The 12,663-nt window shown below is 50.5% G+C and carries 12 protein-coding genes; 8 read left to right on the forward strand and 4 right to left on the reverse strand.

The window, feature by feature from the left end:
• Positions 1-10: 10 nt before the first annotated feature.
• Positions 11-490, forward strand: coding sequence for a C40 family peptidase (locus tag K7H08_RS13070; RefSeq protein WP_198349527.1), 480 nt, complete (start codon positions 11-13; stop codon positions 488-490).
• Positions 491-541: 51 nt separating this feature from the next.
• On the opposite strand, the gene K7H08_RS13075 is transcribed toward K7H08_RS13070, so the two are convergent.
• A complete protein-coding gene (locus K7H08_RS13075) occupies positions 542-1,075 on the reverse strand; it encodes a putative metalloprotease CJM1_0395 family protein (protein ID WP_442908342.1) in 534 nt (177 codons plus the stop codon).
• A 198-nt stretch (positions 1,076-1,273) separates the two neighbouring features.
• Between K7H08_RS13075 and K7H08_RS13080 the strand changes: the two genes are divergently transcribed.
• The 5 genes from K7H08_RS13080 (at position 1,274) to K7H08_RS13100 (ending at position 6,130) form a co-directional block, all read left to right on the forward strand.
• Positions 1,274-1,501 (forward strand): DUF2835 family protein, encoded by a 228-nt coding sequence (locus K7H08_RS13080; protein WP_084183648.1) that lies wholly within the window; start codon positions 1,274-1,276, stop codon positions 1,499-1,501.
• 89 nt (positions 1,502-1,590) lie between these two features.
• The gene (locus tag K7H08_RS13085; protein ID WP_231658217.1) at positions 1,591-1,893 is read left to right on the forward strand and encodes a hypothetical protein; all 303 of its coding nucleotides are present in this window, start codon (positions 1,591-1,593) and stop codon (positions 1,891-1,893) included.
• A 142-nt stretch (positions 1,894-2,035) separates the two neighbouring features.
• A complete protein-coding gene (locus K7H08_RS13090) occupies positions 2,036-2,614 on the forward strand; it encodes an antibiotic biosynthesis monooxygenase (RefSeq protein WP_095604421.1) in 579 nt (192 codons plus the stop codon).
• A gap of 232 nt (positions 2,615-2,846) precedes the next feature.
• Positions 2,847-3,518, forward strand: a complete 672-nt coding sequence (locus K7H08_RS13095; RefSeq protein ID WP_038480620.1) for a glutathione S-transferase — start codon at positions 2,847-2,849, stop codon at positions 3,516-3,518.
• 86 nt (positions 3,519-3,604) lie between these two features.
• Positions 3,605-6,130: an EAL domain-containing protein gene (locus K7H08_RS13100; protein ID WP_231658236.1), complete on the forward strand. Its 2,526-nt coding sequence runs from the start codon at positions 3,605-3,607 to the stop codon at positions 6,128-6,130.
• A gap of 59 nt (positions 6,131-6,189) precedes the next feature.
• Here K7H08_RS13100 and nhaD read toward each other — a convergent pair whose 3' ends face one another.
• Positions 6,190-7,668: a sodium:proton antiporter NhaD gene (nhaD, locus tag K7H08_RS13105; RefSeq protein ID WP_231658218.1), complete on the reverse strand. Its 1,479-nt coding sequence runs from the start codon at positions 7,666-7,668 to the stop codon at positions 6,190-6,192.
• A 441-nt stretch (positions 7,669-8,109) separates the two neighbouring features.
• Between nhaD and K7H08_RS13110 the strand changes: the two genes are divergently transcribed.
• Both K7H08_RS13110 and K7H08_RS13115 read left to right on the forward strand, forming a co-directional pair.
• Positions 8,110-9,087: a TAXI family TRAP transporter solute-binding subunit gene (locus tag K7H08_RS13110; protein WP_120385888.1), complete on the forward strand. Its 978-nt coding sequence runs from the start codon at positions 8,110-8,112 to the stop codon at positions 9,085-9,087.
• Between the two features lie 87 nt (positions 9,088-9,174).
• Positions 9,175-10,977: a TRAP transporter permease gene (locus K7H08_RS13115; RefSeq protein WP_231658219.1), complete on the forward strand. Its 1,803-nt coding sequence runs from the start codon at positions 9,175-9,177 to the stop codon at positions 10,975-10,977.
• Here the strand turns inward: K7H08_RS13115 and K7H08_RS13120 are convergent.
• Positions 10,939-11,532, reverse strand: a complete 594-nt coding sequence (locus tag K7H08_RS13120; protein WP_231658220.1) for a hypothetical protein — start codon at positions 11,530-11,532, stop codon at positions 10,939-10,941. The genes K7H08_RS13115 and K7H08_RS13120 overlap by 39 nt on opposite strands.
• 142 nt (positions 11,533-11,674) lie before the next feature.
• Positions 11,675-12,643, reverse strand: coding sequence for a LysR family transcriptional regulator (locus K7H08_RS13125; protein WP_095604427.1), 969 nt, complete (start codon positions 12,641-12,643; stop codon positions 11,675-11,677).
• Positions 12,644-12,663: the final 20 nt, after the last annotated feature.

Genomic DNA, 12,663 nt, shown 5'->3' on the forward strand with positions numbered 1-12,663 from the left:
GGAGCGATGTATGCCATTTATCCGTCTGTCCCCACTGTTAACGCTATTCACGCTGCTGCTATTAGCAGGGTGTGCCAGCAAAGAGATAACTACCGTTCCCGCCTCAAGTGATCAAGCGGGCATTTCAATGGAACGCGCGCTGATTCTCTCTCATGCCCAGCAAGCGATTGGCACACCGTATCGCTTTGGTGGCAATACTCCGGAGGGGCTGGATTGTTCGGGGCTTGTGGAAATGACTTATCGCGCTGCGGGCATCCGCGTGCCCCGCACTGCTGATGATCAGTTCCGCGCGCTGCCTTCGGTTGATGCGCCACGCCCAGGTGATTTACTGTTTTTTGGAGATGGCGCCAAAGCCACACACGTAGGCATTTATGGTGGGAACCGGCAAATGATCCACGCACCTGGTAGCGGTCGAGCCGTGGTCAGCGTGCCACTGGATGTCGATTACTGGAATCAGCGTTTTTTAGGTGCTGCTTCACCAGCACCCTAAGCGACATTAATAGGATGAGTAATTGCAATCTAATGTGGGAAAGCCAACGGCTCAGGCTGCCTGCTCATCAGGCATTGTTGTCACTTCTTCTGTAGTAGCTTCCCCAGCGCTTCGTGCAGCATTCATTTCGCTCTGCTCGCGAGCGGCTTCCAGTTTGGCTTCCAATAAATATTGTCTTGCCTGAGCGGCCACCTGTATATCTTTAGAAGAGGGTTCTGCCGGCGCCAACGCTGCCGCGATGATCGTTTGCATCTTTTCAATAGTCGCCGTGGGGTTGCCTGGCACGGGGCCGTAATCAATCGGTACTTCACCCGCAACTGCATAGCGTTTACCGTCTGGCCCAACTTCGTACTCATAGCTGGCACCGCCGGTGTAGGGGCCGCCCACCGTCTGGTGGGCCACTTCATGCTGGCGGACTTCTCGATCAGTTTGCTTAAGCTGCTCTAAGTACTGAATCTCTTCAGGTGCTAGCGGCGTACCGTCAGGGCGCGTAGGACCGGTCGTTTCGCGACTGGCGGATGAGTCCGTCTCTTCACTTGCTTGTGCAGTCTCAGAGGCGTGAGCTTTCTGTTCCTCCGACGGCATCCGATTAGCCTGTGTACTGCTTACCTTAGGCTGCGGTAACGCATATGAAGAAACAAAGGGGGTTAGGGTAGAAAGATCCATAAGCAATTACCGAAGGATAAGCTGTTTGCGTTAGCATAGAGCATCTATGAAGGAATCGCAGCACGTAATCGTCGTGCCTAAAACGACCGCTTAGCTATTGTTTGGTTAATCATTCGCATGCCCATAATTGATGTTGTTATTCATCTGTCAAAAAGTGAGTGCCTAGCGCATTACGAAGGGCGCTACTCGAACGTGCGAACGCGCAGCGTCGATGGCCGCTGGGTCATTTTTCCTGCTGAAGCGCTGCGCCGAGTAGTTGGACAAGAGGGAGTTCATGGTGTTTATCGATTGGAATTTTCTGACCAGGGGCGTTTTATCAACATTCAACCTCTCTCAAAGAGTTGACTCGGCATATGCACCATAGCGATGCAAATCTAACGCTCCATGAGCTCATTTATGCCGTTATACCCAATCTAAATAGAGCCGAAAAATTAGTGCTCAATACGCTGGAGAGCCTAATCGAATCGGCAGAAAATCCATTGGATGTCGTTAAGCGTAACGAACAAAGACATGCTTTCTCGCTAGAAGTGCATCGTGTGCGTATCAACATAGAACACCTTTTAGAACGCTATCGTGCTGATGTAGATAGGGTTTTGCGCTCAGGAGGCGAAGTGGAAGGGCCTATCGTGGTACCAGATGCCCTAGAGGCCGATGCAATTCGCAGCGCCATTGATATTTACTTGCACGTTAGGTCTTTTCAGCGTGGCGAACGTCGTCAGCCACTACCAGGCCACTAGTTACCACCTTATCACCACTTCTTGTCACCACATGGCATCATCATTGCTTGTATAATGCGAGTGCCGCTTTTGGGGTTACCCACCTGAAGGCCAACAGCTTGCCTACCCGGCAATTCGCTGTGACTACATTAGGAGATATATCATGTCTGCCTCACCTGTTACGTTAATGGTAGCCCGTCGAGTGGCGAGCGGTCGTTATCACGATTTTAACCGTTGGTTAAACGAAGGCCGCGACTTGGCGGCTGACTTTCCTGGTTATTTGGGATCCGGTGTTTTGGCCCCCCCCAATAGCGATGACGAATATCAGATCATTTTCCGCTTTAGTAGCAGTGATACGTTAACAGCCTGGGAGCATTCGGCTTCACGGAATGCATGGCTACAGCGAGGTAAGGGGCTATATGATGCGCCTCATGAGCACCGTGCCACCGGTCTAGATGCTTGGTTTCAGTCTAGCTCGGGCACGACGCCTCCGCGCTGGAAGCAAGCCATCGCCGTATGGTTGGCTTTTTTCCCCATTTCACTGTTGTTTAACTGGGTATTTGGCAGTGCCTTGGCGGACTGGCCCATGGTGCCCCGTGTTCTGGTCAGTACGATGATGTTGACGCCTGTCATGGTGTTTTTATTTATTCCACTTTCAACGCGCCTACTTGCCCCTTGGCTGGAAGGGAAATGGTCGCCGTTAGATATATTGTCACGTTGGCGTCATGAACATAGAACGTAGTACAGAATGGATGAGAGCATGTTCATATTATTAAAAATGATTTAAAACATAGGCTTAATTTTGATCTGGTAATGCCTTAAGCCATGCTCTTGGCGTTTCTTTAATAAGATAAATAAGTGCTAAGCTTCATGGGGTTCAACGCTGCAATAGTGCTAAGCTAAATACGCTTGCAGTAAAAGGATAACTGACTTTGGTGCAATGCTAGCGTACCAAGTCGCCCCATGGAGTAGTTATGATCCGCGTTCACCATCTCGAAAAATCCCGCTCGCACCGTATTTTATGGCTTCTGGAAACACTTGGCCTTGATTATGATATTGAGGTTTATCAGCGCGATCCTAAAACTCAGCTAGCCCCGGCATCACTTAAAAAAATCCATCCGCTGGGTAAGTCGCCAGTTATTACCGACGGTGAGCTGACCGTGGCAGAATCAGGGGCAATTATTGATTATCTCGTCAACTGCTATGGTAATGCCAAAGATCAGCTCCTTGAAGAAAACCGTAATGAGTGGGTGAATTATCGCTACTGGCTCCACTATGCAGAAGGTTCGTTAATGCCGCTGTTAGTGATGGGGCTGGTCTTTAGCCAATTGCCTAAGCAGTCTCCGTGGCTGATTAAGCCGTTAGCAAAAGGAATTAGCTCAACGGTGCAGCAGCGGTTTATCCAGCCCCAACTAAAACAACATCTAACCATTATTGAATCGCACCTAGACAAACGAAGTAATTTTGCGGGTGACTGGCCGAGTGGGGCCGATATACAAATGAGTTTTCCGCTACAGGCCGTTGCCGCGACACAATCGTTGGCAACGTATCCGGCTATCGCAGCATTTGTGGCGCGTATTGAAAGTGATCCTGCCTGGCAACGGGTTGTTGAGCGCGCAGGCCCCCTTACCATGCCCGGTGCGTAGGTTTATCTATGTTCCAGACGTTGAGCTGTTTCGGACTTCGCTCATCTTCTACTCAAAAGGGGGCGTTGTGCGCTCTAGCCCACTTTATGTCGGGAACATTACTGCTAGCTGGATGTTTGGCAACAACCCCCTTATCGGCTGAGACACTGACCGTTGGTGTGTACCACAATCCGCCAAAACTCTTCGCTGACGATGAAGGTCGCCCTCGAGGCGTGCTAGGCGACCTTTTGCAGGCGATTGCCAAAGAAGAGCAGTGGCAGCTTGAAAGTCTTCAATGTGACTTTCAACACTGTCTTACCTTGTTAGAGCAAGGAGACATTGACCTATTACCTGACGTTGCCTGGAGTGTAGAGCGTGCTCAGCGTATCTCGTTTCATGAAGAGCCGGTGATGCATAGCTGGTCACAGCTTTACCAGCGTGAAGGGGCTAAGATCGGCGCTATTTTTGATCTTGAGGGGCAGCGTGTAGCCGTGGTGTCAGGGTCCGTTCAGCAAAGCTATTTGGCAGCGGTAACCGAGCGTTTTGATATCAACGTCACTTGGCTGCCCGTGAGTAGTTTCGCCAGAGGGTTTCAGGCAGTTGCGGATGGTGAGGCAGACCTTGTGGCCGCTAATCACCTATTTGGCGACTGGCGGGCTCACGATTATGGGTTGCGTGATACGCCTGTTATTTTTCAGCCAGCAAGGCTTTTTTATGCCGCCTCACCTCAACTCTCTGATGAGATACTTAATCATATCGATGATGTTTTACGTCGCTGGAAGCAGGATAATGGCTCTGTTTATTATGAAACGTTAAGTGCATGGCGAGCTAAGTCAACCCCATCACAATTAACTCCTACATGGATGTGGTGGGGGGGTGGTTTACTTATTTTACTGCTTGTTTTAGCGCTTTTAGGCAACATACTGCTTAAGCGCCGCATGAAAATTAACCGAGATCAGTTAACTACTCATGAGGCGCTATTGGCGACTATTTTAGATAGTGTAGATGCCTTTATCTATATTAAATCTCCCTCGCTAAAGTATCGTTACGTCAATCGTCGAATAAGTGAGCTTTTTAATCAGTCCACAGAAAATATTATTGGAAAGCGTGACGCTGATTTTTTTGATGCCGAAAGCGCCGAAGCAACAAGAAAAATCGATCAAAATGTTTTAGATTCAGGCAAAAAAGTAACGGTTGAAGAGCATAGTATGCTGCAGGGTGAGGAGCATGTACGTACTTTTCTTTCTATTAAGATGCCGTTAACCATGGCACCAGGTGAAGCGCCTAGCTTATGCGGTATCTCTACAGAGCTTACTGAGTATCTGGAAATGCAATCTAAAACCCATCGCCTAGCGTTTTATGATGCATTAACAGGTCTCCCCAATCGTCGGCGTCTCATGGAATTATTAGCCGATGTCACGGATCAAAATAATTGCACAATAAACTTCAGCGCAATCTTTATCGTTGATTTAGATAATTTTAGATTGGTGAATGACATTCAAGGCCACGAGAGTGGTGATCAATTACTGATTAATGTTGCCGAAAGATTGCAAATACACCTGCCTCAGGAGGCAACCGTTGCCCGCTTTAGTAGCGATGAGTTTGTCGTACTGTTAAATGCATTAGGTGAGCAACAAGGTAAAGCAACACACAAGGCTGAACGCCTTGCAAGGCAGCTCTTAGAAGCGGTTGCTAAGCTGCGTAACGACCGGGCACTGCCGATTACCGCCAGTATTGGCATTTCACTGTTTAAGTGTTCAGGGTTAAGCGTAAACAATGTTTTACAACAAGCAGATATGGCGCTACAACAAGCTAAAGCGGCTGGCGGTAACTCGTTGCGCTTTTTTAATATGGATATGCAAACTAGTGTGCTAGAGAGGGCCAAGCTTGAGGGGGATCTGCATCAAGCCTTAGAGCGCAATGAGCTGTCGCTACATTACCAAGTTCAGGTCAATCATCAAGGCGTCACTACTGGCGTTGAGGCCTTATTACGCTGGTACCACCCTCAGCGTGGCTGGGTATCACCAGCCACCTTTATCCCTCTGGCGGAAGAAAACGGGTTGATTCTGCCTATTGGGCACTGGGTATTGAAATTAGCCTGTGAACAGTTAGCAAAATGGGCGCAGCAACCTGCGTATGCAGCACTCACTATCTCCGTTAACGTGAGTTCGGTGCAGTTCCAGCAACCTGGGTTCATACGCGATGTAGAAAGCTTGTTAGCACAAACCCAGGCCCCACCAAGCCGTTTGGTGTTGGAGGTAACAGAAAGTCTGTTGATGAGTGAGCCCACGCGAGTCCGCAGCACTATGCTAAAGCTTCGTTCCCAAGGCATTCGCTTCGCGCTGGATGATTTTGGCACAGGCTATTCGTCGCTGAGCTATCTAAAGCGCTTACCGTTGGATGAGTTGAAGATTGATCAGTCGTTTATTCGTGAATTGCTAACAGACAAGACCGATGCGGCGATTGTGGATACTACTATCCTTTTAGCGGTCAGTCTTGGCTTGACTGTGGTGGCTGAAGGCGTCGAGAAAAAAGAGCAGTTTGACTGGCTCAAAGGTCATGGCTGCTACCGCTACCAGGGCTATTTATTTGGCCGCCCGACGCCAATTGAGTATTTATTTGAGACGTACTAAAAAGCCCGCGCAGCACTTGTTAGTGCTAGACGCGGGCTTGAGCTGATTACAGCTGTTCGTTAACCAAAGACGGCAAAGCTGTCGGCGTTAAGCCACAGATGTACAAGGATACTGGCGACGTAGCCGAGAAAAATAACGGGTGCCCAGCGTAGGTGGCCCATAAAGGTGTAAGCGCCACGCGCTTGGCCCATTACCGCAACCCCCGCTGCCGAACCGATTGAGAGTAAGCTTCCCCCTACACCGGCCGTCAACGTAATCAGCAGCCAATGCCCGTGGGACATTTCCGGCTCCATGGTCAGGACTGCGAACATTACCGGAATGTTATCGACTACTGCTGACACAACCCCCAAGATAATATTGGCCCAGGTGGCGTTCCAGCCGGTGTAAAGCGCTTCGGAAAGCAGCCCAAGGTAGCCCATAAAGCCAAGGCCACCTACGCACATAACAACCCCGTAGAAGAACAGTAGTGTGTCCCATTCGGCGCGGGCGACACGATTGAAAACATCAAACGGCACCACGCCACCCAACTGCTCAAGCTTTTTATTATCGCCTTGGCGGCTGTAGCGTTCACGCTTGCGTTCCAGTGAGCGAGGCAAGCTGCGACGTAGGTAATAGCCGAAAAACTGTAGGTAGCCAAGACCAGTCATCATGCCGAGTACAGGCGGCAAGTGCAGCAGCGTATGGCACAACACAGCAGTGGCGATAGTGATCAAAAACAGCGCAATAATTCGCCGTGCACCGCGTTTGAGCCAGACATCTTCATAAACGCTGCTGGGCTTCTGATCCTTAATAAATATACTCATGATGACAGCAGGGATCAGGAAGTTAACCAAGGAGGGCAGGAATAGAATGAAAAACTCCTGGAACTGAATAATACCTGCTTGCCAGACCATCAGCGTGGTGATGTCGCCAAAGGGGCTAAAGGCACCGCCGGCATTGGCGGCTACCACAACGTTGATGCAGGCGAGATTAATGAAGCGTTTATCCCCTTCAGCAACTTTGGTGATAACGGCACACATTAGCAGCGCTGTGGTTAAGTTATCGGCAATTGGCGATAGCACAAAGGCAAGGCCGCCCGTTAACCAGAACAGCTGGCGGTAGCTAAAGCCTTTGCGCAGCATCCACGAGCGCAGGGCATCAAATACACGGCGCTCCTCCATGGCGTTGATATACGTCATGGCAACCAGTAGGAACAGCATTAGCTCGGTGAACTCCAAAAGTGTCACACGAAACGCATGCTCTGACGTATCAGACATGCCGTTTTGGACGTACACCCAGCCAATGAGTCCCCAAATAATACCGGCAGCAACCAGTACCGGTTTAGACTTACGCATGTGGATTTTTTCTTCTGCCATTACTAAGGCATAGGCAAGCACGAAGATTGCTACGGCAAAAAATCCGACGGTTGAGGAGGTTAAGTCGATATCTCCAGTCACTGCAAAAGCGGAAGGACTAATGGATAATAATAAGGCTGCTAACAAAAAAGGCCAGCAACGAGAAACTCGGAGCTGGCCTGGGTCATTATGTAACGTCGGCATGGCGTGTTTATCCTTATATTGGTTAAAAGGTAGGGGGAATAAGCGGCGTTAGTTTAACAAGTTATATTGCATTGCAATACGGAATTAAACCGAATGAAAGGCTTTGATAAGCAAGTTATTACGTCTTTTTTTTGGAAATTATCCGTTTAGCTAATAGCAATATGGTCAAATAAATGTAAAGAGTTTAATCATAAGTCAGATAAACATAATAGATTTACGATATTTGTTGGTCTCCGTTGCTTTGTAGGTATATTTGCTGCTTGTGGGTCGATCTTCAGGCTGTAATAAAACTGAGCAACCTGCGCGACCATATTGATGGCTGCGTTGGTATGGTTGATCATTATGTCGCGTCTAAAGGCTTGGAATTTAGCTTTTGTCATCGCTTTTAGTCAATAAAAACGAGGCCACACAGCTGGCCGTTGGACACGTTAAGGAACTCATATGCATCATTCAATTCGCTCCCTTTATCGCACGTTAGGCATCTCGGCCGCCACGCTTGCCCTTGCCGCTACTGCAATGACAGCACAAGCAGAAACACGGGTTACCTATAAATCAGCATCGGCGGGAACCGCCTATTACCAGATGGGTGTTGAGCTCTCTGAGGCTGTGCGCCAAGGCACTGACGATGCCATTATTCTGACACTAGAAGAGAGTCAGGGCTCGGTGCAGAACGTGATGGAGGTGATGGCCCGGCAAGGTAACTATGTATTCACTACGCCGCCAGCCTTAGTTGAACAGGCTATGGCTGGGGAAGGGGCTTTTGCCGAGCGTCAGCATCCTCGTTTCCAAGAAATCCGCGGCCTATTTCCTATTCCCTCTATCACTATGCATTTTGTGATTGCAGGCGATGGCGGTGTGACCGATATGGCTGCGCTTGAAGATAAACATATCTTAATCGGCCGAGGTACTTTTGGCGCTCGGGAAGCTGCTCGGTATCTAGAGCTGTTCGGGCTGGAAGAGAAAGTGCGTATTGCTGATGCTTCTATTGGAAGTGGGCCAGATGCGTTAAAAAATGGTCAGATTGATGCCTTTGTGACGGCCAGCTCCTTCCCAACCCCGAATGTTATTGAAACGGCTGCCAGCATGCCAATCACCCTGGTTAGCTTTAGCGATGAGCAGATAGCGCAAACAGGTGCTGCTCGTCAGACGATTCCTGGTGGCACGTACCCAGGCGTGGATGAGGATGTTCAAACTACGTCGCTGCCGGTCATCGCCTATACAACTTCACAAATGGATGACGATACCGCGTATGCGCTGACAAAAACCTTCTGGGAGCGTCGCGATGCCATGGCTGAAGAAACGGCTTGGTGGAGCAGTATCTCGCCTGACATGCTGAGTAATATGACCGGTACGCTGCACCCCGGTGCACTGCGTTATTATGAAGAAGCGGGAGTCGATGTGCCTGACGCTCTTCGATAAAGGCTGCCTTAGCAGCGTTTTTTGGCACTGATAATACGCAACGGTCTGTAGGCCGTTGCGTTGTTTTATAGGGATAGGCAACTCGGCATGCATGCTCTTTTTTCGTCTCAGACGGTTGATAACGCCACACCTAATGCGGTGGCGCGCCCTGGTTGGATCGCGTTAGGTGTCATTAGCGTTGGGTTTCATTTAGGACTTATTTTTTACGGTTTAACGCCCGCCCTGGTGAGCAGGCCGTTGCATATGGCGCTACTGCTGCCTTGGGTGTTGATTTATATGGCTAAAACCCCCTTTCAGCGCATTAGTGGCTGGGGGCTGACGCTATTGGGGATAGCAGCTTGCGCCTACATCGCGCTTAACGAAGCCACGCTTGCGAATCAGTATGGCTTTATTGATACCCATCTGCAGATGGCGATTGGCCTTTTCTTAATTGTGCTGGCCCTGGAGGCCGCAAGACGTGCGATTGGTTGGCCGCTGCCGTTGGTTGCGCTAGTGGCACTGCTTTATGGGGCTTTCGGGCAGTATGTGCCGGGGGCGTTTGGTCACCCTGGTTTGCCGCTGCAAAGCATGGTGGGCTCATTGACGATTGCAGAAGGAGGGCTTTGGGGCTCGCTGACGGGAGTTAGCGTGGGTGTCGTGGCTATCTTTGTGATCTTTGGTGCGGTGCTTAATGCTGGCGAAGCTGGCCAAGGTTTCATGAATTTAGCGAGTGCCGTTGCTGGGCGCTTAACCGGTGGTGCGGCTAAAGTGTCGGTGATTTCGTCGGCGCTGATGGGTTCCATTTCAGGTTCAGCCTCAGCGAACGTTGCCTCTACTGGGGCGATTACGATTCCCTCTATGGTACGTTTGCGCTACCCGCGTTCGTTTGCGGGCGCGGTAGAAGCGGTGGCGTCTTCAGGCGGGCAAATAATGCCACCGCTGATGGGGGCGGGAGCCTTTGTCATGGTAGAGCTAACCGGCACGCCCTACACACAAATCATGGCAGCAGCAACGCTACCGGCCGTGCTCTATTTTCTGACGGTATGGATGGGAATTAATGCCTACGCAACGCGTCATGACTTGCAGCCGATTGATGCCAGCGAGCAGCCAGCCGCCAAAGAAGTGCTCATCACATCACTCTTTTTTGCGGTGCCGTTTGTACTGCTGTTAGAGCGTATTTTTAACGGCGGGTACACGCCTCAATATGCCGCTAGTATTGCGATATTTGCCGGCGTAGCGCTGCTGCTGGTCGATGTTACGCTGCGTTTCTCAATCACTGGGTTTGCAAATCGCTTAGCGGATGCGGTGGTTACCGCAGGGCGGCAAATTGCCACCATTGGCGCGATTATTTTGTGTGCCTCACTGGTGATTGGTGTGCTCTCGTTAACAGGCCTTGGCGTAAAGATCACGTCGGGTATCTTATCGCTCTCAAATGACCTTCTATGGCCTGCGCTGTTGTTGACCGCACTGGCCTGCCTGATTTTGGGCATGGAGGTGCCGACAACAGCAGCCTATGTGATTTGTGTGTCGGTGGCGGGGCCAGCGCTTATATCACTCGGATTAGAGCCGTTGTTGGCGCACCTGTTTGTGTTTTGGTACGCACTGCTTTCGACGATTACGCCGCCTGTCTGTGGAGGAGTGTTTATCGCGGCTGGAATGGTAGGTGAAAACTGGCTCAAAGTAGCGCTTAAGGCTATGGCTCTGGGGATAGGGCTGTACATCATTCCCTTGGCGATGGTCGCGAACCCTGACGTTATTCAGCTTGCTTTTAATCCAGCGGGCGCTTTGCTCGATGGTTTAAAAATAGCCGCTGGTTTAACGGCTATTTCGTTTGGTGTCATTGCCCGTAAAGCCATTTGGCTTCGTGTAATCTTAGTGGTGGCGGGCGCCGCTGTTATCTTTCTCGTTTAATGGCACATGGTTTAAAAACAACGGCGACATGGCCGGTAATTGGGTGGTGGTATACACCACCCAGGTATCTAGTGCAGGCCCCAGCGACTGCACCAGCTTAAGTTGCTCAGGCGCTTGTTTTACGACCTCTTCAGCGCAAATCCCGGCCTCAAAGGTACCCGCTAGCAAGCCTTCTGCCACGGCAACCGTCGTGGGTGCTTCGATAATATCGCCAAAGCTGCTTAAATCCGTGTAGTGGCGGGTAGCTGGCTGAATAGCTACATGACGAGGGGAGGCAATACTACGCTGGGCAACTAACGCTAAAGGCTTGCTGCCGGCAATAAAGACATCAACCGGATAGGCGCGGTGCATATAGCGGCCCACGCAATCGCTGTGGGAAAAGTGAGCGGTGCACTGGAGTAGGTGGCTTACTCGCCCCTCAACCAGCGCTTCAAACGCCTCTTCAAACTGTTCGAAAAGATGAAGATTCGTGGATGGTTTACCATGCTTCGCTAAATAGCGCAGAGCAATTAATTCATGATTGTTGCCGCTAGGGCCGAGGGTGGCAATTTGCACAGCGAGCTCCTTAGAAAATAGTTAAGTGGAACGCTAGGTAGTAGGGTAGCCACTAGCCACTCAGCAATGCATTATTAAAAACGTCATCTGACTTTCAAATATTAGTGAAGTAGCTGCGTCTGCAAGTCAATGAATCGAAGCTCTATCCACGCAAAGGAAACGTCGGGTAGGCGTTCAGTAGGGTGTCTAGTTCATTGCATACAAAGCGCGGTTCAATCCACTGTGTCAGGTGTTCGTGAACGTAGTGAAGAAAGCGCTGTGCTGACTGTGGAAGGCGCTGATCATTACGCACTATAAATTGCCAGTGACTTTCAATAGGTAACCCCTGAACGGGTAATACTACTAGGTCAGGATGCTCATTAGGCAAAACGTGTTCAGATAACACTGCAACGCCCATATTGGCTGCCACGCTTACTCGTATGGCCTCGTTACTGGCCATCTGTAATGTTTTTTGCATGGTCAGTCCGTGCTCTTGCAGCCAGCTGTCTAATAGCATGCGTGTGGCAGAGCCAGGCTCGCGTAGCAGTAAGCGCTCACTTAGTAGCTGCTCCATCGTCACGGCTTTCTGTTGAGCCAGAGAGTGGTCGGCGGCGGCAATGGCAACTAAGGGGTTGCGCATAAAGCGTGACGCGACCGCGTGAGCAAGCGCGGGCGGATGGCTAAAGACATAAAGATCGTCTTCCTGGCGCTCAAAGCGCGCCAATACCTGTCGACGATTACCGATATGAACGGTGACATCGACATCAGGGAACGCCTGACTAAAAGGCCCTAAGAGGCGTGGTAAGACGTACTGAGCAGTGTTCACGAGGGCAATGCTAAATCGCCCCTTACTGCCATACTGTAAATCACTGAGCTGGTCCGCAAAGTCGTCAAAGCGCCCCAAAACATCCCGACTTGCCTGATAAAGCGCTTGCCCTGTGGCGGTCATCGTCAGTCGCTGGGCATGCTGTTCTAACAACGGGCTGCCTACCGCTTCTCTGAGGCGTTTCAACTGCTGTGACACGGTTGGCTGGGTAAGGTGAAGCTGTCTTGCGGCTTCGCTGATGGAGCCACATCTAACGACGGTTACGTATACCTGGAGCAACCTAAAGGTCAGATGGCGAATGTTCATGGCAACCGCAACTCCTGGGG

Source organism: Halomonas sp. IOP_6, assembly GCF_021151565.1.
GTDB classification, from domain to species: Bacteria; Pseudomonadota; Gammaproteobacteria; order Pseudomonadales; family Halomonadaceae; genus Vreelandella; species Vreelandella alkaliphila.

Coding starts and splice junctions, on each gene's coding strand:
- K7H08_RS13070 (WP_198349527.1), top strand. CDS start 11: ATGCCATTTATCCGTCTGTCCCCACTGTTAACGCTATTCACGCTGCTG.
- K7H08_RS13075 (WP_442908342.1), bottom strand. CDS start 1,075: ATGCCGTCGGAGGAACAGAAAGCTCACGCCTCTGAGACTGCACAAGCA.
- K7H08_RS13080 (WP_084183648.1), top strand. CDS start 1,274: ATGCCCATAATTGATGTTGTTATTCATCTGTCAAAAAGTGAGTGCCTA.
- K7H08_RS13090 (WP_095604421.1), top strand. CDS start 2,036: ATGTCTGCCTCACCTGTTACGTTAATGGTAGCCCGTCGAGTGGCGAGC.
- K7H08_RS13095 (WP_038480620.1), top strand. CDS start 2,847: ATGATCCGCGTTCACCATCTCGAAAAATCCCGCTCGCACCGTATTTTA.
- K7H08_RS13100 (WP_231658236.1), top strand. CDS start 3,605: ATGTCGGGAACATTACTGCTAGCTGGATGTTTGGCAACAACCCCCTTA.
- nhaD (WP_231658218.1), bottom strand. CDS start 7,668: ATGCCGACGTTACATAATGACCCAGGCCAGCTCCGAGTTTCTCGTTGC.
- K7H08_RS13110 (WP_120385888.1), top strand. CDS start 8,110: ATGCATCATTCAATTCGCTCCCTTTATCGCACGTTAGGCATCTCGGCC.
- K7H08_RS13115 (WP_231658219.1), top strand. CDS start 9,175: ATGCATGCTCTTTTTTCGTCTCAGACGGTTGATAACGCCACACCTAAT.
- K7H08_RS13125 (WP_095604427.1), bottom strand. CDS start 12,643: ATGAACATTCGCCATCTGACCTTTAGGTTGCTCCAGGTATACGTAACC.